Origin of the sequence: Nocardiopsis eucommiae, from assembly GCF_965344335.1 — a bacterium.
In the GTDB taxonomy this organism is placed as follows: domain Bacteria; phylum Actinomycetota; class Actinomycetes; order Streptosporangiales; family Streptosporangiaceae; genus Nocardiopsis; species Nocardiopsis eucommiae.
Map to the genome: position 1 here is coordinate 42,984 of NZ_CBDRIY010000012.1, position 19,537 is coordinate 62,520.

General features: G+C 71.9%; 19 protein-coding genes. 11 read left to right on the forward strand and 8 right to left on the reverse strand.

What is annotated here, in order from left to right; all coding sequences use genetic code 11:
- Positions 1-63: 63 nt before the first annotated feature.
- Positions 64-333, forward strand: coding sequence for a DUF6406 domain-containing protein (locus tag ACRWK8_RS09675; RefSeq protein WP_378742890.1), 270 nt, complete (start codon positions 64-66; stop codon positions 331-333).
- A 796-nt stretch (positions 334-1,129) separates the two neighbouring features.
- On the opposite strand, the gene ACRWK8_RS09680 is transcribed toward ACRWK8_RS09675, so the two are convergent.
- The 6 genes from ACRWK8_RS09680 to ACRWK8_RS09705 form a co-directional block, all read right to left on the reverse strand.
- The gene (locus ACRWK8_RS09680) at positions 1,130-1,471 is read right to left on the reverse strand and encodes a hypothetical protein (RefSeq protein ID WP_378742892.1); all 342 of its coding nucleotides are present in this window, start codon (positions 1,469-1,471) and stop codon (positions 1,130-1,132) included.
- Between the two features lie 565 nt (positions 1,472-2,036).
- Positions 2,037-2,960: a cytochrome d ubiquinol oxidase subunit II gene (locus ACRWK8_RS09685; RefSeq protein WP_378742894.1), complete on the reverse strand. Its 924-nt coding sequence runs from the start codon at positions 2,958-2,960 to the stop codon at positions 2,037-2,039.
- A 48-nt stretch (positions 2,961-3,008) separates the two neighbouring features.
- Entirely contained in the window at positions 3,009-4,346 is a 1,338-nt protein-coding gene (locus ACRWK8_RS09690) for a cytochrome ubiquinol oxidase subunit I (protein ID WP_378742896.1), read from the reverse strand.
- Positions 4,347-4,543: 197 nt separating this feature from the next.
- Positions 4,544-5,218 carry a response regulator gene (locus ACRWK8_RS09695; RefSeq protein WP_378742898.1) on the reverse strand — a complete coding sequence of 225 codons (675 nt, stop codon included), beginning with the start codon at positions 5,216-5,218 and terminating at the stop codon, positions 4,544-4,546.
- Complete coding sequence (locus ACRWK8_RS09700) at positions 5,215-6,408, reverse strand: sensor histidine kinase (protein ID WP_378742900.1); 1,194 nt, start codon at positions 6,406-6,408, stop codon at positions 5,215-5,217. Before ACRWK8_RS09700 ends, ACRWK8_RS09695 begins: the two co-directional genes overlap by 4 nt.
- 102 nt (positions 6,409-6,510) lie before the next feature.
- Positions 6,511-7,362, reverse strand: coding sequence for a spermidine synthase (locus tag ACRWK8_RS09705; protein WP_378742902.1), 852 nt, complete (start codon positions 7,360-7,362; stop codon positions 6,511-6,513).
- Positions 7,363-7,527: 165 nt separating this feature from the next.
- Between ACRWK8_RS09705 and ACRWK8_RS09710 the strand changes: the two genes are divergently transcribed.
- The gene (locus ACRWK8_RS09710) at positions 7,528-9,261 is read left to right on the forward strand and encodes a proline--tRNA ligase (RefSeq protein ID WP_431869801.1); all 1,734 of its coding nucleotides are present in this window, start codon (positions 7,528-7,530) and stop codon (positions 9,259-9,261) included.
- 87 nt (positions 9,262-9,348) lie between these two features.
- Here ACRWK8_RS09710 and ACRWK8_RS09715 read toward each other — a convergent pair whose 3' ends face one another.
- Both ACRWK8_RS09715 and ACRWK8_RS09720 read right to left on the reverse strand, forming a co-directional pair.
- The gene (locus ACRWK8_RS09715) at positions 9,349-9,834 is read right to left on the reverse strand and encodes a ferritin-like domain-containing protein (protein WP_378742904.1); all 486 of its coding nucleotides are present in this window, start codon (positions 9,832-9,834) and stop codon (positions 9,349-9,351) included.
- Between the two features lie 113 nt (positions 9,835-9,947).
- The gene (locus tag ACRWK8_RS09720) at positions 9,948-10,508 is read right to left on the reverse strand and encodes a hypothetical protein (RefSeq protein ID WP_378742906.1); all 561 of its coding nucleotides are present in this window, start codon (positions 10,506-10,508) and stop codon (positions 9,948-9,950) included.
- Positions 10,509-10,868: 360 nt separating this feature from the next.
- Here ACRWK8_RS09720 and rimP point away from each other — a divergent pair, with 360 nt between their 5' ends.
- From rimP to rpsO, 9 genes are all read left to right on the forward strand, one after another.
- Entirely contained in the window at positions 10,869-11,351 is a 483-nt protein-coding gene (rimP, locus tag ACRWK8_RS09725) for a ribosome maturation factor RimP (RefSeq protein WP_378742908.1), read from the forward strand.
- Positions 11,352-11,375: 24 nt separating this feature from the next.
- Complete coding sequence (nusA, locus tag ACRWK8_RS09730) at positions 11,376-12,398, forward strand: transcription termination factor NusA (RefSeq protein WP_378743079.1); 1,023 nt, start codon at positions 11,376-11,378, stop codon at positions 12,396-12,398.
- Between the two features lie 13 nt (positions 12,399-12,411).
- Entirely contained in the window at positions 12,412-12,717 is a 306-nt protein-coding gene (locus ACRWK8_RS09735) for a YlxR family protein (RefSeq protein ID WP_378742910.1), read from the forward strand.
- A gap of 237 nt (positions 12,718-12,954) precedes the next feature.
- On the forward strand, positions 12,955-16,053 hold the full coding sequence (gene infB / locus ACRWK8_RS09740; protein ID WP_378742912.1) for a translation initiation factor IF-2: 3,099 nt from the start codon (positions 12,955-12,957) through the stop codon (positions 16,051-16,053).
- Positions 16,054-16,139: 86 nt separating this feature from the next.
- The gene (locus ACRWK8_RS09745; RefSeq protein ID WP_357762419.1) at positions 16,140-16,436 is read left to right on the forward strand and encodes a DUF503 domain-containing protein; all 297 of its coding nucleotides are present in this window, start codon (positions 16,140-16,142) and stop codon (positions 16,434-16,436) included.
- A 2-nt stretch (positions 16,437-16,438) separates the two neighbouring features.
- Complete coding sequence (gene rbfA, locus ACRWK8_RS09750) at positions 16,439-16,882, forward strand: 30S ribosome-binding factor RbfA (RefSeq protein WP_378742914.1); 444 nt, start codon at positions 16,439-16,441, stop codon at positions 16,880-16,882.
- Positions 16,883-16,939: 57 nt separating this feature from the next.
- Positions 16,940-17,818, forward strand: a complete 879-nt coding sequence (gene truB / locus ACRWK8_RS09755; RefSeq protein WP_431869694.1) for a tRNA pseudouridine(55) synthase TruB — start codon at positions 16,940-16,942, stop codon at positions 17,816-17,818.
- A gap of 93 nt (positions 17,819-17,911) precedes the next feature.
- Entirely contained in the window at positions 17,912-18,859 is a 948-nt protein-coding gene (locus tag ACRWK8_RS09760; RefSeq protein ID WP_378742918.1) for a bifunctional riboflavin kinase/FAD synthetase, read from the forward strand.
- Between the two features lie 255 nt (positions 18,860-19,114).
- Positions 19,115-19,384, forward strand: a complete 270-nt coding sequence (gene rpsO / locus ACRWK8_RS09765) for a 30S ribosomal protein S15 (RefSeq protein ID WP_017542637.1) — start codon at positions 19,115-19,117, stop codon at positions 19,382-19,384.
- Positions 19,385-19,537: the final 153 nt, after the last annotated feature.

Consider the following 19,537-nt stretch of genomic DNA (forward strand, 5'->3'; position numbering starts at 1 on the left):
TGCACGCGGGTTAATATGGATGCGTTTTCCAGGTTATTCGAGACGGTTGGGACTGAATCCACGGTGGTCCACGAGATCGGCGCGCAGGAGAAGATCAGTTACGGGCGCAACGACCGCTTCGCCGGCGGGCCCGTCGGCGGAGGGAGCTTCTGGGTCGACGACGACGGTCAGCCGGTCGCCAAGATCGGCGGCCCGAAGGAGTGGCGGCCCACGCCCATGATCGACGTCCGCGTCAATGACGTGTTCAGCGTCGGTGGCCAGGCCTGGCGGGTGACGGAAATCGTCGACGCCGATTCGCCCGGTGCGTATCTGCTGGCCACACGGATTAGCTGAGGTCACTCCCCGGGGCGGACCCGGGGAGGCTTTTTTCTGGCCCTCGTCGGAATCCCCTCCTGTCGCGACCGTTCCCAGGTCGTGTGTGGAACGATTCCTGTTTCGGGTTTCCCGGCGGGGGCTTCTCTGTTTTCCCGCGACGATAACTCCCGCCCCGAGGCGTCCACACGTGTGTGCGACGCCTCGGTCGCGGTGCGTCGTCGCAGGTCGGGGCGGGTCGGTGAGAGACCTCCAGGGGCAATCGAGACATTCCGGTTACCCGAAGGGGGGTGTTCGCGTGACCGGTGCCTCGTTAACGTCTGTGGTGAAGGCGCGCCCCGGAGCGTGTGGGAGGGTCCATCGTCCACCAGGGGTACGGGTGGTCGCGCCGATCATCGTCGGTCCCAGGGGCTGTCCCCCGCCCCTGGGCCTGGCCCACTCTCCCTGCCGCGCCGGTGTGTCCCGCCCGGTGCCGCCTCGCGCCCGCCCCCGTGCCATCGCCCCGGCGCCCCCTGCCCGTCGGCATGGACCGGGCTCAACGGGATCAGGTTGCAGGGGAGTGCTGTGCCCGACGGGTCCGTACCGCTACCGTGCACGCTGGGTTTTCGAGGAGAACCGAGCGGCGTTCGGGTCTTGCGGTAGAACGTGTTCCAGTACTAGCCTCGGGGTGTGCCTCGCTCGGCGGGGGCGCCCGACCGTTCGGTCGTGAGCGTCGTCGGCGACAGGTGAGACCGTCGCCCGTCGATGTCGGATCGCGCCCCGACCTCGGCGGGCGTCGTCCTTTCCCGGGGCTTTCCGGGTGTGCTCCGGGTCGGGGTCAGCCGAGGAGCCGCGTGATCTCGCCGAAGGTCGGACAGGGCCAGGGCAGGCGACACCCCTGGCAGTGCGGGTCGTCCTGATCGTCGGGGCTGTGCAGGCCGAGCAGGTCCAGGCAGAGCCCGGCCAGGGCGGAGACCTCGTTGCGAGCGTTGGCGTAGAAGGCGACGTCGTTGATCCGCGCCAGGGCGCTGTCGGTGCGGGCGTCGGGGAGCCCGACCGTATCCGGCTCCCAGGGCACCGCGCGGTCCGAGCGCTCCAGTATCGCCTCCACGCACTGGAGCAGCCGGGCGTGTTCGGAGTCGTGGACCCTCCGTGTCGCTGGTCTCGTGAACGGCGGCATCGCTGATCGCCCCCAACGGGTGGATACGCAGCGGCTCATCCCCCAAGGAAAAGCACTGTGACATAGCGTACACACCTCGTCGCGTATTGTCGCGACTTGGGACTGTGGTCCGTCCTGGTCACGTGGCCGCCGGACCGTGGGGAGTGGGGGCGCGGGCTGTCCCCAAGGGGAGGGACAGCCCGCAGGTCGGGGAAGGCACCCGTCGCACGAGCGCGGGGCCCCGCCTGGGGAACCGGTCAGCCGCAGCGGCCGCCGCAGCCGCAGGAGCCGCCGCTCTGGCAGCCACAGCCGCAGCTCGATCCGCAGCCGCATCCGCTCAGGCCCGGCGGTCTGGTCAGGGGGTCGGTCACAGTCCCTCCTCAAGGGCTCGACGCCGTCACCCGTGCGCGATCTCGCCGGGTCCGGGATCGGATTCGGCGCCACGGGCGAGTTTCCCGCCCCAGGAAGTGCCCGCTGACCGGCTTTTCCAATCGGAGACGGGAACCTTGCCCTCCCATGACCCGGCGGGGGCTGACCGGCCCCCTCACCGGGTTCCCGGTCTGACCTGTACCTTCCGGCCCGGGGGTCAGGCGAAGAAGGTCGGGGTCGTGGCCGGGCGCCGTGTCATTCGGTAGAGCCAAACCTGGCCGAGGAGCATGACCGGAACCACGGGCAACAGCATCGACCAGACGAACGCACCGGTCATCCCGGGAGGGGCCGACAGGGGAGTCCCGACGGAGAGCGCCACCACCAGCCCGGGCACCGCGATCGCCAGCGCCGACGTGTGCCGGGACAGCATCGGACCGGTCAGCCCGCTGGTCGCGGCCAGCGCCGCCGCGAGGATGCCGACCAGGACCGCCGCGACCTCGGGGCGGACCAGGGCCGGTCCACCGAGGCCCACCCCGACCAGCACGGTCACCGCCAGGGCCGCCAACGCCGTCCTGGCCAGGGGACGGGTCGCCCGGGCCGCGGCGTCCGCGCTCTCCGCCTCCGAGGCCCCCACCAGACGCTCCGCGCCGAAGGCCGCGCCGCGCAGCGCGAACAGCGCGACGACTGTCACGGTGCCCAGGACGGTGAACGGGTCCGGGGCCAGTCCGTCACCGACCAGGGCGGTCAGGACCAGCCCCCAGCAGACGGCCAGCGTCCAACTGCCCGCCACGAGCGCCGTGTCGCACAGGGACCTCCACCGCCGGTCGTCCACCCGGGAACGGAACCACAGCCCCGCGTCCCGGACCAGCCACCCGAGCGCCAGGGCCACGAGCACCGGCCACAGGGCACCGACCAGCTCGTGCTCCAGGTCGGGGAAGAGCCCGGCCAGCACGCCGAGAGCGGCGACCAGCCACACCTCGGAGGCCAGGAAGTAGGGGGCGACGGCCGCCACCACACGGCGGCGCTCGGCCGGGGTGCGCGCCACGTGGGGCACGAGCATGCCCAGACCGACGTCGGACCCGGCGAGCACCAGGTAGCCCACGACGAACAACGCGAGGAGCGCTGTGGACAGGAGTTCCATGATGGCTGCTTCCCTTGACCGTTGACTCTCGGAACGTGCGCGTGCGGTTCAGAACGTGGGGACGGGGTCGGGGTCCTTGGATCGCTCCTCCTCCCAGTGCTCGGCGAGCGGACCTCCCTCGGGGCCGCGTCGGGCGAACCGGACCAGCAACCAGCAGGTCACGCAGGCCAGGACCCCGAAGGCGACCGTGAACAGGGTGAACGAGGTCACCGCGGCGCCCGGCGACAGAGGCGTCACCGCGTCGGCGGTGGTCAGGTGGTGCACCACCACCCAGGGCTGCCGGTTGGTCTCGCGGTACACCCAGCCGCCCACGCTCGCCAGGTAGGGCAGGAAGGGGGAGAACAGGAGCAGGGCCAGCCCCCAGCGACGCGGCCGGAACCAGGACGGCACCCGGGGCGCGGAACCCGGACCGTCCGCGCCGGTGGCCGTGCTCCCGCGCCCGTTCCCGAACCACCGCCGGGGGTTCAGCGGTCCCCCGTACCGCGCCAGCAGCATCACCGGCCCGAGGAGGAACATGACCGTCCAGGCGGTCATCATGACCAGTTCACCGGCCGTGTTGACGGCGGACACGAAGGCGCTCGGACCGGCGGCCTCGATCGCCTCGATCCGCTCGGCCGTGTAGGTCAGCCCGCTGGTGGGCGGGTCCTGACCGAAGATCCGGAACTGCGCGCCACCGAAGCTCACCACGACCATCGGCATCACGGTCATGGTCACGGCGGCGAAGCCCATGCCGCGTCGGAAGATCCCGTGCGGGTCGTCCCCCCGCAGCAGGTGGTGAGCGCTGGCGGCCGCCACGACCAGCGCACCGACCAGCATGGCGCCGCTGACCACGTGCAGGAAGGCGAACACCGCCGCCGGGTTGGTCACCAGGGCGACCGGGTCGGTCAGGTGCGCGACCCCGTCCACCATCGCGAACCCCACCGGGTGACGCAGGAACCCGTTGGAGACCAGCACCCACCACGCGGAGGAGTACGCCGTCGCGGTGACCACGGAGAAGCAGAACAGGTGCGCCCACCGGCCCATGCGGTCCCAGCCGAAGATCCACAGCCCCAGGAACGTCGACTCGACGAAGAACGCCGTCATCGTCTCGACGGCCAGGGGAGCGGCGAAGGTGTACCCGAAGGTCTCGTGCAGCCCGCTCCAGTTCAGCGCGAGCTGGAGCTCCATCACCAGACCGGACAGGACGCCCATGCCGTAGTTGACCAGGTACAGGCCGCCCCAGAAGCGCACGGCGACCATGCGGGACCGGTCCCCGCGCAGGGTCGCCACGAGCTGGGTGCCGAGGATGTACGGAGCCAGCCCCAGCGTGAGCGCCACGAACACGTAGTGCGTGGCCGCCGTCAGCGCGAACTGGAGCCGGGCGAGCACGAGGGGATCGTCGAACACGGGAGGGCCTCTGCGGTCGTCGGTGGGGACGCCCCCAGCCTCCGCCGACGGTCGGGGGCGGCGCATCGCCCCCAGGGCGGCATCCGAGGGCCGTCCGGAGGGGTACTCCGCCGTCCGCTCCTACTCCCCGGGGCGTACGGGACGACCCCGAGGCGCCCTCAGGGTCGCCCGGGTGCGCGGTGGCGCCGCCCCCGCCGCTACCCGTCCCGCGACCAGCCGGGGGTCACCAACGCCGTCTCGTAGGCGAGGACCACGAGCTGGGCCCGGTCGCGCACGCCCAGCTTCACCATGGCGCGGCTGACGTGGGTCTTGGCGGTGGCCGGACTGAGCACCAGCTCCCGGGCGATCTCCTCGTTGGACATCCCCCGGCCGACCAGAGCCAGGACCTCCCGCTCGCGGTCGGTGAGCCCGTTCAGCCGGACGGAGGAGGGCGGCGCCCCCGCTGGGCGGCGGGCGAAGTCGGAGATCAGCCGCCGGGTGATCCCGGGGGAGAGCAGCGCCTCGCCCTCGAACACCACCCGCACCGCCTGGAGCAGGTCGCGCGGCTCGGTGTCCTTCACGAGGAAACCGCTGGCGCCCCCGCGCAGCGCCTCGAAAATGTACTCGTCAAGGTCGAACGTGGTGAGGATGACGACCCGGGTCCGCTCCAGCGACGGTTCCGCGAGGATGCGCCCGGTGGCGTCCAGCCCGTCCACCTCCGGCATCCGGATGTCCATCAGCACCACGTCGGGGCGTTCGGCCAGCGCGAGCCGTACCGCCTCCGCGCCGTCGGCCGCCTCCGCGACCACCTGGATGTCGGGCGCGCTGTCCAACAGCGCGCGGAACCCCGCGCGCACGAGCGCCTGGTCGTCCGCGAGCAGTACCCGGATCAACCCGTTCCCCCCGTCTCACCACGGGGGTCACCGTCGATCGGCAACCGCACCCGCACCCGGAATCCTCCACCCTCCACGGGCCCGGCGTCCACCGAGCCGCCCACGAGAGAGGCTCGCTCACGCATCCCGGTGATGCCGTTGCCCACGGCGGGCGGGCCCACCGTCCCGTGTCCGTCGTCCGTGACCTCGACGGTCAGCAGGGAGGGCCCGTAGTCGATCCGCACCCGGGCACCGTCCGCCCCGGAGTGGCGGACCACGTTGGTGAGCGCTTCCTGCACGGCCCGGTAGGCCACCCCCTCGGTGCCCACGGACAGCCGCCGCTCCTCCCCGGTCACCTCCACCTCGGTGGGCAGTCCCGCGCCCCGGGCGCCCTCCACCAGGTCCCCGACCCGGTCCAGCCCCGGGACCGGAGACCGGGGCGCCGCCGCGTCCTCGTCCACCGCGCGCAGCACCCCCAGCATCGCCCTGAGCTCGCTCAGCGTGTCCTTGCTGGTCTGCTTGATGGTGGACAGCGCCTCGACGGCCCTCTCCGGCTGGATCTCCATCAGGTAGAGCGCCGTCCCGGCCTGCACGTTGATCAGGGAGATGTTGTGGGCCACGGTGTCGTGCACGTCGCGCGCCAGCCGCAGCCGCTCGTCGGAGGCCCTGCGCAGCAGCTCCTCCTCGCGGGTGCGGGCGGCCTCCAGCTCGCGTTCGCGGTCCGCCCTCAGGTACTCCTGGCGCCAGCGCACCACCTCGGCGGCGCACAGCAGCAACATCACCCACGCCACGATCCCGACCGCCTCGGGACGGTAGGTGCCCGTGGCCAGGAACTCGTAGGCGTTGACCGCCGCGAACTGCCCGACCCCCAGGGTCCACCCGAAGGCCCGGTACCCCCAGCGCACCACGGTGTACAGCATCACGGCGGTGCACAGCATCACCATGCCGTCGGGGAAGCCCAGCGGGTAGTAGACGGTGGCGGCCACCACCGAGACCACGGCGACCGTGCGGGGGAGGGCGGTCCGCCACAGGACCGGCAGGCAGGCCGCGAGGATCAGGGCGTACCCCCACGGCCGGGGGTCCAGGTCCTCGGGGACCGGGTCGACCACCTCGACCAGCAGGGTGCTGCCCAGCGACAGGAACACGAGGGCGGCCGTCAACCGGAGGTCGGTGCGGGTGGGACGCGGAACGCGTGCGAGGAGTGCTGCCACGCCCACGACGGTACGGCGGCCGCACCGGCGGCGCCGTCCTCCTCAGGGTGACTCTTCGGGGGCGGGCCTACTCCCCCCGGAGTAGTCCGGCCTCGGAGAAGGTCAGAAGAGGTCGGTCGGCGGCGCGGGGGAGTCCTTCGCCTCCGCGTCGTGTACGGGGGAGTGGCCGGAGAGGAACCGGTCCAGGTCCTCGCCCTCCACCAGCCGGGCCATCTCGGGGTCCCGGTGCGCCAGCCGCCCCAGCTCCTCCACCGGCAGCGGCCGGTGGCCCGCCACCAGCACCAGGTTGCCGAACCGGCGCCCGCGCAGGATGCCCGGTTCGGCGGTCATCACCACGTGCGGCAGCACCGAACGCACCGTGGCCACCTGGGCGCGCGTGTGCCGCAGCGCGTAGCCGTCCCCGACGTTCACCACCAGGAACCCGCCCGGCCGCAGCACCCGCGCCGCCTCCGCGTAGAACTCCACCGAGGTCAGGCGGGCCGGGGTCCGCGCCCCGGAGAAGACGTCGGACACGATCAGGTCCGCGCCGTCCTCGTGCCTGGCGCTGATCCACTCCCGGGCGTCACCGATCCCCACTCGGAGTTGGGCCCTGCGGTCCCACGGCAGACGCCGTCGCACCAGCTCCACCAGCGCCGCGTCCACGTCCACCGCGCGCTGACGCGACCCCGGGCGCGTGTGCGCCACGTACCGGGCCACCGTCAGGGCCCCGGCACCCAGGTGCAACGCCTCGACCGGCTCACCCTCCGGCGCGACCAGGTCGACCGCGTGCGCGATCCGCCGCACGTACGAGAAGTCCAGGTATCCGGGGTCGGACAGGTCCACGTGCGACTGCGGTGTGCCCTCCACCAGCAGGAACCACGAGTTGGCGCGGTCCGCGTCAGCGAGCAGGTCGACCCCGGGCACCACCGAGACCTCCTCCTCCGCCTCGACCCTGTCACGCACACGTCTGCCCATGTCCCCCACCCCGGTCCGCACGATCCCCCAACGTTAGGCGCAGTCGGGAGCCTTCGGAAACTGGCGCGCGAACCCCCTCGAAGGAGCGCTAGCCTGGGGTTCCCCAGAAGTCCCAACCCGCGCCCTCCGGGGCGCGATCACCGAGGAGTGGCCGTGCTACTGCGGATGTCGAACCTGTTCCTGCGCACCCTGCGTGAGGACCCGGCGGACGCCGAGGTGCCGAGCCACAAGCTCCTCGTCCGCGCCGGGTACGTCCGCCGCGCCGCCCCCGGCATCTACACCTGGCTGCCCCTGGGCAAGATCGTCCTGGAGAACGTCGCGCGCGTCGTGCGCGAGGAGATGAACGCGATCGGCGGCCAGGAGGTCCTGCTGCCCGCGCTGCTCCCCAAGGAGTTCTACGAGACCACCGGGCGCTGGGAGGAGTACGGCGACACCCTCTTCCGCCTCAAGGACCGCAAGGGCGCCGACTACCTCCTCGGCCCCACCCACGAGGAGCTCTTCACCCTCCTCGTCAAGGGCGAGTACTCGTCCTACAAGGACTTCCCGGTCGTGCTCTACCAGATCCAGGAGAAGTTCCGCGACGAGGCCCGCCCGCGCGCCGGCGTGCTGCGCGGCCGCGAGTTCCACATGAAGGACTCCTACTCCTTCGACACCGACGACGAGGGCCTCCAGCAGTCCTACGACCAGCACCGGGCCGCCTACATCCGGATCTTCGACCGGCTGGGCCTGGACTACGTCATCGTCTCCGCGACCTCCGGCGCCATGGGCGGCTCGGCCTCCGAGGAGTTCCTGGCCGTCGCGCCCACCGGCGAGGACACCTTCGTGCGCAGCACGGAGTCCGACTACGCGGCCAACGTCGAGGCCGTGCGGACCCCTGCCCCGGCTGAGGGCTCCGTGGAGGGGCTGCCCGAGGCCCGGGTCCACCACACCCCCGGCACCGCCACCATCCAGACCCTGGTGGACTTCCTCAACGGCGCCGGGCTCGACCGCGACTTCACCGAGGCCGACACCCTCAAGAACGTCCTTGTCAAGACCCGCGCCCCGGGCAGCAAGGAGTGGGAGCTCCTCGGCATCGGCCTGCCCGGTGACCGCGAGGTCGACCTCAAGCGCCTGGAGGCCGCCCTGGAGCCCACCGAGGTCGCGCTCCTGGACGACGCCGACTTCGCCGCCAACACGTTCCTGGCCAAGGGCTACATCGGCCCGCGCGCCCTGCTGGACAACAAGGTCCGCTACCTCGTCGACCCGCGCGTGGCCACCGGCACCTCGTGGGTGACCGGCGCCGACCGCACCGACCACCACGTGCTCGACCTCGTGGCCGGACGCGACTTCACCCCGGACGGCACCATCGACGTCGCCGAGGTGCGCGACGGCGACGCCTCGCCCGACGGCCGGGGCACCCTGTACACGGCGCGCGGCATCGAGATCGGGCACATCTTCCAGCTCGGCCGCAAGTACACCGACGCCTTCAAGTTGGACGCCCTCGGCCCGGACGGCAAGCCCCGCCGCGTCACGATGGGCTCCTACGGCATCGGCGTCTCCCGTGCCGTCGCCTCCGTGGTCGAGCAGTCGCACGACGACAAGGGCATCGTCTGGCCTCGGGAGATCGCCCCCGCCGACGTGCACGTGGTCGGCACCGGCAAGGGCGGCGAGGTCGAGGAGGCCCTGCGAATCGGCGGAGAGCTGGAGGCGCGCGGCCTGCGCGTGCTCGTCGACGACCGCAAGGCCGCCCCCGGCGTGAAGTTCAACGACGCCGAGCTGCTGGGGATCCCGACCGTGGTCATCGTCGGCCGTGGCCTCAAGGACGGCCTGGTCGAGCTGCGCGACCGCCGCACCGGTGAGCGCACCGACGTGCCGGTCGGCGAGATCGTCGAGAGCACCGTCGCCGCCTGCGCCGGGTAGGGCGCGGCACGAACGGGGAGGGGGCTCCCGCGCCGGTGCGCTCGGGAGCCCCCTTCGTGTGTCCGGAGCGGACCCCGGCAGCGCTGGTCAGCCGTGGTCGAAGGCGGGGAGGGGGTCGAGCTCGGCGCCCCACTCCAGCGAACGCACCGTCGCCTCCTGGAGACTGCGTGCCGCCGTGACCCGCAGGTCGGTGTCGGCGGACGAGCTCAGCCACAGGTAGGCGCTCATGGTGGTCTCCTCCAGCCGAACGGCGAAGTCGTCCATGTCGCCGCCGTCGCGCCCCTCGGGCAGCGGGTAGGAGGCGAGCGCGGCCGGGGGGTCCACACCGCGCTCCACGGAGGCCGCGTGCAGGGAGTCCCGGAGCGCCTTGTGCTCGTAGGCGGACGCCGAGGCCCGCTCACGGCGGGTCCGGTCACCGGCGGCGCCGCCGATGAACTCGTGCCCGTACACGGCGGCGTGCTCGGCCCTCAGGGCCTCCGCCAGGGCCGCGCCGGTGGGGTCACCGCTCTCGGAGGGGGAGGCGTCCGCACCGGTCTCCCCGGAGCCCTGCGCGGGCGTGGGGCTCTCGCTCACCTGACTACCTTCCTTCCACCTTCACGCCGCTCGGACGTCCCTGGGATGTTCCTCGACTTCTTCCGCCGCCGTCCCTTCGGCACCGTGCGCCGCGCCGTCGCCCCCGTGACCGCTCAGGCACGCGCGAGCAGGTGGGCGTGCCCGGCCTCGCAGGCGCCGATCCCGCTCACGAGCTGGGCCAGACCGGGGTCGGTCACGGCCGCGGCCTGGTCGAGCCGGGCGCTGGTCGCGGCGGCGGCGAGGGCGCGCAGCCCCGGGACGTCGGGCACGGCCTCCAGCGCGGGGTCCGCCGCCGAGGTCGGGGCCCCGTCCTCGGCGGCCTCGGTGTCGTCGTGCGCCTCCACCCCTTCGGGCAGGGCGTCCAACAGCGCGTCCAGGTGGGTGGCGTGGTCCTCCAGCAGCCGCTCCAGCAGCTCCGCCGGGCCCGTGCCGTGTGCCAGCGCGGCCTCGTGCCGGACGATCGCCCGCTCCTTCTCCCGGATGAGCGAGCGCAGGACGGCGACGTCCGGCGTGACGTCGAACGGGTACCAGTCGGCCCCGGCGCATCCGGTCACCCCGACCGCTCCCGCGACGGAGCCGGTCACGGCGACACCCGTCAGCACGAGGCTCCGGGCCGCGAAGGACCTCCTCGTCAGCCCGGGCGCCGTGCGACCGCTGGCGTTTCCCTGGTCCACGCGCGCTCTCCTCCCGTACCCCACGGCGTCGACTGGACCGCCGTCACCGGCGGTCAGCCCCCATCTTTCCACGGTCGGGGACGGGCACGGGTCGTACCGGCACCCCCTGCCAGGACGGTGTTCCCGCGGGGCCGACCCCGGTCCGCGACCACCCCCCGTCCGCGTGTACCGACCTGGGCGCCGCTCAGGTGTGGATACCCTTGCACCACAACCGCCGTCGCACGCGACGCGCGGCGCTCACGCTGCCCGCACGGGGGCGTCGAGCGGATTCGACGAAGACTACGTACAGAGCTGGACCGCCCCGTTCAACGGCACACAGCCGAGCGGGCGGGATTTCGCCGTTTGAGGGGCTAATCACGCATGGGAGCGCAGGCGCGCAACGAGCGCATCGCCGAGCTGCTTGAGCCGGTACTGGCCGAGGCCGGACTGGACCTGGAGGCCGTCGAGCTGACACCCGCGGGCAAACGCCGGGTGCTGCGCGTGGTCGTCGACTCCGACGACGGGGTCGACCTGGACACCGTCGGTGAGGTCAGCCAGGCCGTCAACGAGAGCCTGGACGCCTCCGACGTCATGGGCGAGCAGCCCTACGTGCTGGAGGTCACCTCCCCGGGGGTGGACCGTCCGCTGACGCTGCCGCGCCACTGGCGGCGCTCCCAGGGGCGTCTGGTGAAGGTCTCCCTCGTCGAGGGCGGCGACCTCACCGGGCGCGTCACCGGGTCCGACGACCAGGGCGTCACCCTGGACGTCAGGGGCCGCCCCCGCACCCTGGCCTACGACACGATCGCCAAGGCCAAGGTCCAGGTGGAATTCCGTCGCGAAGCCGACACCGACGCGGCGGACTAGAGGGGGAGCCCCATGGATATTGACATGAGTGTCCTGCGCAGCCTGGAGCGCGAGAAGGACATCGCCGTCGAGCTCGTGGCCAAGGCCATCGAGGACGCCCTCCTGATCGCCTACCACCGCGAGGAGGGCCCCGACAAGAAGGCCCGCGTGGAGCTGAACCGTTCCACCGGCCACGTGGTCGTCTGGGTCTCCGAGACCGACGAGGAGGGCGAGGTCGTCGGTGAGTTCGACGGCACCCCCACCGGGTTCGGTCGCATCGCGACCTCCACCGCCAAGCAGGTCATCCTCCAGCGTCTGCGCGACGCCGAGGACGAGCTGACCCTCGGCGAGTTCGCCGGACGCGAGCACGACATCGTCTCCGGGATCATCCAGCAGGGCAACGACCCGCGCAACGTCCTGGTCGACCTCGGCAAGATCGAGGCCGTCCTGCCCCCGCAGGAGCAGGTCCCCACCGAGGACTACACCCACGGCGAGCGTCTGCGCGCCTACGTGGTGCAGGTCCGCAAGGGCCACCGCGGTCCCTCGGTCACCCTCTCGCGCACCCACCCCAACCTGGTGCGCAAACTCTTCGAGCTGGAGGTCCCCGAGATCGCGGACCACACCGTGGAGATCGCCGCGATCGCCCGCGAGGCCGGCCACCGCACGAAGATGGCGGTCCGATCCAACCGGGGCGGCGTCAACGCCAAGGGTGCCTGCATCGGCCCGCTCGGCAGCCGGGTCCGCAACGTCATGGCCGAGCTCCACGGAGAGAAGATCGACATCGTCGACTACTCCGAGGACCCCGCCGTGTTCGTCGCCAACGCCCTCTCCCCGGCCCGGGTCAACTCGGTCGAGATCCTCGACATGGCCGCCCGGGTGGCCCGCGTGGTCGTGCCGGACTACCAGCAGTCGCTGGCGATCGGCAAGGAGGGCCAGAACGCCCGTCTCGCCGCTCGGCTGACCGGCTGGCGTATCGACATCCGCTCCGACGCCGAGCCCGCGCGGGACCCGGCCGAGGACGCGGACGAGGCCGTCCGGGGGGACGAAGACACCCCTTCGGCCGGTTAATCGGGTCGCGCCCATGTCCCGACGCGATAGGGTGGCCGGAGACGGTCCTGACCGCCCCGTGCGTACCTGCGTGGGGTGCCGGTCGCGGACAGTCCAGTCCGACCTCGTGCGGCTGGTGGCCGTGGGCACGGTCATCACGCCCGACACCCGAGGTCGACGTCCGGGGCGCGGCGCCTATCTGCACGACGATCGGCGATGCCTGGAGCTCGCCGAACGCCGCAGAGCATGGTCCCGTGCCTTCCGGAACCGGAACGGTGGTGGCGCCACCGGGTGGGACGTCTCACTTGTGAGGTCCCTGCTTGGTGACGCCCCCGCTTGACCGAGCTCCGCTCGGTTCCGGATAGGGTTGGAATGTCCGCGCCGACTCCGTGGTTGATGTGACCGAGGTCGGCGTGTAGTGCTGTGTCGGCACCTATGAGCTGGCCCATTGTTGTGTAGCGATGAGGAAGCAGGTCGAGATTGCGATGAGCGCCTGATGAGTACGCAGCGATGAGTAACTCGAGCTAACGACGGTCCGGCACAAGCCCATGTCCCGGACCGAAGCTGAAGGAGAAGTGTGGCGAAGGTCCGGGTGTACGAACTCGCCAAGGAGTTCGGTGTAGAGAGCAAGGCCGTGCTGGCCAAGCTCAACGAGATGGGCGAATTCGTCCGTTCGGCGTCCTCGACGATAGAGGCCCCCGTCGTTCGACGCCTGCAAGAAGCTTTCGACAACGGTTCCGACGGCGGCAAGAAGGGCGGATCGGCCAAGCCCGGTCCCAAGCCCGCCGCCGAAGGTTCGGCGCGTCCCGCGGCTCCCAAGCCCGGCCCCGCGCCCAAGCCGGGCCCGAAGCCCGGCCCGGCCGCGCGCCCCGCGGCCCCCAAGACCGAGGCCCCGGCCGAGAAGCCGGCCGCTCCGGTCGAGAAGCCCGCCGCGCCGGTGGAGAAGCCCGCGGTTCCGCATTTCGAGAAGCCCGCCGAGCGGCCCGAGTCCGCTCCGAAGCCCGGCCCCAAGCCGGCTCCGAGGGCTGCCCGCGGCGACGCTCCGCGTCCCGGCGGCCCCAAGCCCGGCGGTGCCCAGGGCGGCGCCCGTGGCGACCGTCCCCAGCGCGGTGACCGTCCGGAGCGTTCCGGCGGCCGTGAGGGTGGCGGACGCGAGGGTGGCCGTGACGGCGGCCGCAGCCCGCGTCCGGGCGGTCCCCGTCCGGGCCCGCGTCCGGGCAACAATCCGTTCGCGTCCAACGCCTCGGGCATGGGCTCCAAGCCCTCCGCCCCGCGTCCCGGCGGTGCCGCCGGTCCGCGCCCGGGTCCCCGTCCCGGTGGCCCGCAGGGCGGCGGCGAACAGCGCGCTCCCCGTCCCGGCGGCGGCGCTCCGCGTCCCGGCGGTGCCGGTGGCCCGCGTCCGGGTCCCCGTCCCGGTGGCCCGCAGGGCGGCGGCGAACAGCGCGCCCCGCGTCCCGGCGGTGCCGCGGGCGCTCCCCGTCCCGGTGGCGGTGCTCCGCGCCCGGGTGGCGGCGGCGCTCCGCGTCCCGGCGGTCCGCGTCCCAGCCCGATGAACATGCCCTCGTCCCGTCCGGCCGCGCCCGCTGGCGGCGGCCGTGGCGGTGCCGGCGGCGGTCGTCCCGGTGGCGGCGGTGGCCGCGGCCGTGGTGGCGCTCCCGCCGGTGCGGGTCCGCGTCCCGGTGGCGGCGGCGGTCGTCCCGGCGGCTTCGGTGGTCGTCCCGGTGGCGGCGGTCGCGGTCGCGGTGGCGGAACGGCCGGTGCGTTCGGTCGTCCGGGCGGTCGTCCCGGGCGTGCGCGCAAGTCCAAGAAGCAGCGGCGTCAGGAGTTCAACGACCTCCAGGCCCCGTCCTTCGGCGGCGTGAAGATCCCGAGCGGCAACAACCAGGTCATCCGTCTGTCCCGTGGCGCCTCGCTCTCGGACTTCGGCGACAAGATCGACGTCAACCCGGCGTCGCTGGTCCAGGTCATGATGCACCTGGGCGAGATGGTCACCGCGACCCAGTCGCTGCCCGACGAGACGCTCCAGCTGCTCGGCGAGGAGCTGAAGTACACGATCGAGGTCGTGAGCCCCGAGGACGAGGACCGCGAGCTGCTCGAGTCCTTCTCCATCGAGTTCGGTGAGAACGAGGGAGGCGACGCCGAGCTGCGTCCGCGTCCGCCCGTGGTCACCGTCATGGGTCACGTCGACCACGGTAAGACCCGACTGCTGGACACCATCCGCAAGAGCAACGTCGTCAGCGGCGAGGCCGGCGGAATCACCCAGCACATCGGTGCCTACCAGGTCGCGACCGAGGTGGACGGCGAAGAGCGCAAGATCACCTTCATCGACACCCCCGGTCACGAGGCGTTCACCGCCATGCGTGCCCGTGGTGCGAAGGTCACCGACGTCGCGGTCCTGGTCGTGGCGGCCGACGACGGCGTCAAGCCGCAGACGGCCGAGGCCATCGACCACGCCAAGGCGGCCGAGGTGCCGATCGTGGTCGCGGTCAACAAGATCGACGTCGAGGGAGCGGACCCGCAGCGGGTGCGCGCCCAGATGACCGAGTACGGCCTCGTGGCCGAGGAGTACGGCGGCGACGTCCAGTTCGTGGACATCTCCGCGCTCAAGGGCGACAACATCGACGCCCTGCTCGAGTCGATCGTCCTCACGTCCGACGCGGCCCTGGACCTCCAGGCCAACCCGGACATGGACGCTCAGGGTCTGGCCATCGAGGCCTACCTGGACCGCGGTCGCGGTTCCATGGCCACGGTGCTGGTCCAGCGCGGCACGCTCAACGTCGGTGACTCCATCGTCTGTGGCGACGCCTTCGGCCGCGTCCGCGCCATGCTCGACGAGCACGGCGAGAACGTGCAGTCGGCCGAGCCGTCCCGTCCGGTCCAGGTCCTGGGTCTGACCAACGTGCCCAGCGCCGGTGACAGCTTCCTGGTCGTCAAGGACGACCGCGTGGCCCGTCAGATCGCCCAGCAGCGCGAGGCACGCGAGCGCTTCGCCCAGCAGGCGAAGTCGGCCCGCCGGGTCACCCTCGACAACTGGCAGTCCGCCATCAAGGAGGGCGAGCGCTCCGAGCTGCTCCTCCTCATCAAGGGCGACATGTCCGGTTCGGTCGAGGCACTCGAGGAGTCGCTGCTCAAGATCGACGCCGGTGGCGACGAGGTCAGCATCCGGATCATCGGACGCGGCGTCGGTGCCATCACGCAGAACGACATCAACCTGGCGTCGTCCGCGGACGCGATCATCGTCGGCTTCAACGTTCGGCCCGAGGGCAAGAACAGCCAGCTGGCGGACCGCATGGGCGTCGACATCCGGTACTACTCGGTCATCTACCAGGCCATCGACGAGGTCGAGGCCGCGGTCAAGGGTCTCCTCAAGCCCATCTACGAGGAGGTCCAGCTCGGCAGCGCCGAGGTCCGCGAGGTCTTCAAGGTGCCGAAGATCGGCAACATCGCCGGTTCCATCGTCCGCGACGGGATCATCCGCCGCAACACGAAGGCACGGCTCATCCGCGAGGGCAAGGTCATCTCCGAGAACCTCAACGTCGAGTCGCTGCGTCGGTTCAAGGACGACGCCACCGAGGTCCGCGAGGGCTTCGAGTGCGGTATCGGTGTCGGTTACAACGACATCCGGGTCGAGGACGTCATCGAGACCTACGAGATGCAGGAGAAGCCCCGCGACTAGTCGCGAGGACTGATCCACCTGGGGCCCCGGACGATCGTGTCCGGGGCCCCGCCTTTGACGGCTCACACAACACCACAGGTGATCACTTGTACGTTGGGGCGCTGACACTGGACGTGCTCCTCGGAGACGTCCACTCGCTCAAACAGAAGCGTTCGCTGGTCCGGCCGGTCATCGCCGAACTGCGACGGAAGTTCTCGGTGTCGGTCTCCGAAGTCGGGGAACACGACCTCTACCGTCGGGCCAGGATCGGTGTCGCGGTGGTCGCGCCGACCGCCGCGCACGCCCGGGACCAGATGGACACCTGCGAGCGTTTCGTCGCGGGCCGTCCCGAACTGGAGCTGCTCTCCGCCAGGCAGCGGCTCTTCAACGAAGAGGAAGACTGACGATGGTTGACGCCGCACGCGCGCGAAAGATCGCCGACCGAATCCAGCGGATCGTCGCCGAGATGCTGGACCGGCGAATCAAGGACCCGCGCCTGGGATTCGTCACCGTGACCGACGCCCGGATCACCGCGGACCTGCGGGACGCCACGGTGTACTACACGGTGTTCGGCACCCCCGAGGAGAAGGCGGCCAGCGCGGCCGCGCTGGAGAGCGCCAAGGGCGTGATCCGCAGCGAGGTCGGTCGCCAGACCGGCATCCGCCACACGCCCAGCCTGACCTTCGTCATCGACGAGGTGCAGGAGAACGCCCAGCACATCGAGAAGCTGCTGGTCGAGGCGCGCAGGTCCGACGAGGAGGTGGCCCAGAAGGCCACCGGAGCCAAGCACGCGGGTGAAGCCGACCCGTACAAGGCGCCTCGTGAGGACGAGGACGAGGACGACGAGTAACCCAGACCCCCCGGGGCGGCGGCAGCGGCCGCCGCCCCTCTCCCAGAAGGAGCCCCCATGGCCGACAGCGGTGTCGTGGTCGTCGACAAGCCCGCCGACTGGACCTCACACGACGTGGTCGCGAAGACCCGGGGTCTGGCGCGCACCCGACGCGTGGGCCACGCGGGCACCCTGGACCCGATGGCCACCGGGGTCCTGGTCCTGGGGATCGAGAAGGGCACCAAGCTGCTCGGTCACCTGACCCTGACCGAGAAGACCTACGAGGCCACGATCCGCCTCGGCCTGGTCACCAACACCGACGACGCCGAGGGTGAGCCCGGAGCCCGGGTGGACGCCTCCGCCGTCACCGACGCCGACGTGCGCGCCGCCGTCGCGAAGCTCACCGGCCCGATCCAGCAGGTCCCGCCGCAGGTCAGCGCGATCAAGGTGGACGGCAAGCGCGCCTACAAGTCGGCCCGTGAGGGCAAGGAGGTGGCGCTCAGGGCGCGGACGGTCACCATCTCCCAGTTCGACGTGACCGCCGTGCGGCACACCCCGGACGGCTTCGTGGACGTGGACGCGGTGATCACCGGCTCCAGCGGCACCTACATCCGCGCGCTCGCGCGCGACATGGGCGCGGACCTGGCCGTGGGCGGGCACCTCACCGCCCTGCGCCGCACCCGGGTGGGCCCCTACGACCTGTCCCAGGCCCGCACGCTCGACGAACTCGCCAAGGAGTTCACCCAGGTCCCCCTGGCCCAGGCCGTGGCAGCCGCGTTCCCGGTCCGCACCATGGACGAGGCCGAGACCCGTGCGATCCGCCACGGGAACCGGATCAGCGAGAGCTCCCTGGGCGACGGTCCCGTGGGGTTGTTCGCGCCGGACGGCACCGTGGTCGCCCTGGGCGAGAACCGCCCGGGCCACATGAAGCCGGTCGTGGTCTTCTCACCGGCCTGACCGGGATCCCCCGGCGGACGCGTGGCGGAAGCGGGGGGCCCGACGTGGCACGCTGGACTCTGACCAACCGAACGTGACCGAAGGGGACCGAACGTGCTGCGATGGGACGGGCTGGGGGACACTCCCTCCGACTGGGGACGGTCCGTGGTGGCGGTCGGTGTCTTCGACGGCGTGCACCGGGGACACCAGGCGATCCTGGCCGCCGCGCGCGGCCACGCCGACCGCCTCGGCCTGCCGGTGGTCGCGGTCACCTTCGACCCCCACCCCGAACGCGTACTGCGCGGGTCCACCCCGGCGGTCCTGACACCGGTCGACCGAAGGGTCGAGCTCATGGCGTCCCTCGGGGTCGACGCCGTGTGCGTCCTGCCCTTCGACGAGGCCCTGTCCTCGCTCGGCGCCGAGGAGTTCGTCCGCGGCGTGCTCTCCGATCGGCTCGGCGCCGCGGCTGTCGTGGTCGGTGAGGACTTCCGCTTCGGCCACCGGGCGGCCGGGGACGTCGCCGCGCTGGCCGAACTGGGGGAGAAGTACGACTTCGTGGTGGACGGCGTGCGCCTGGTGGTCGAGGGCGACACCATCACCTCCACGCGCGTGCGCGCGCTGCTCGACGAGGGGGACGTGGCCGCGGCCGCCGAACTCCTGGGCCGCCCGCACCGGGTGTCCGGCGAGATCGTGCACGGTGCCGCCCGGGGCCGCGAGCTCCTGGGGTTCCCCACCGCCAACGCCGACCTGCACCCGGACACCGCCGTGCCCGGTGACGGCGTGTACGCGGGGTGGCTCAGCCGACTGGAGCCGGTCGAGGGGCACGAGGCACGGTGGCCCGCGGCGATCTCGGTGGGCACCAACCCCACGTTCGACGGGGCCGAGCGTACGGTGGAGGCCTACGCCCTGGACCGCGACGACCTGGAGCTGTACGGACTGCGCATGGCGGTGGACTTCACCGCGCGCATCCGGGGTCAGGAGCGGTTCGAGGACATCGACGCGCTCATCGTGGCGATGCGCCGCGACGTCGACCGCTGCCGTGAGGTCCTCGGCGTCGCCTGAGTCGGGCGTCACCGGGGAACCGGGTTCCGCGCCACAGAGCCTGCGGTAGGGTGGGGTCCGTCCACGTGTGCCCGCGGTCAGTCACGCCCCCTCCGGGGAGCGGACGCGGCGGGAGCGCGGTGCACCCACGCCATCGGCGGAGGGCCGCGCGCACCACACGCGACGGTGACTGCTCGTACGCGCGGTCACCGCGTCTGAACCCTGCCACGTACCGGGGTTCGCCCCTGCGTACCGACTTCTCAGTGAAGGAGCGTCGTGTCGATCGACACCGCCACCAAGGAAAAGATCATCGCCGAGTACGCCACCGTCGAAGGTGACACCGGCTCCCCCGAGGTCCAGATCGCGCTGCTCACGCACCGCATCACCGAGCTCACCGAGCACCTGAAGGACCACAAGCACGACCACCACAGCCGTCGTGGCCTGCTCCTGATGGTCGGCCGTCGCCGCCGTCTGCTCAAGTACGTGGCCAAGCAGGACATCACCCGCTACCGCTCGCTCATCGAGCGTCTGGGCCTGCGCCGCTAGGTCGTTTCGGAGGGAGTGGCTTCGGCCGCTCCCTCTTTGTTAGTAAGGTGTGACCAGAGTGGTGTCCGCGACGGACGCCACCCGCACCACCCGTGCCGCCACCCCGGACCCAGGGGTCGGTCCTCGGTAGTGGTCTCCGGACATCGCCCGTAC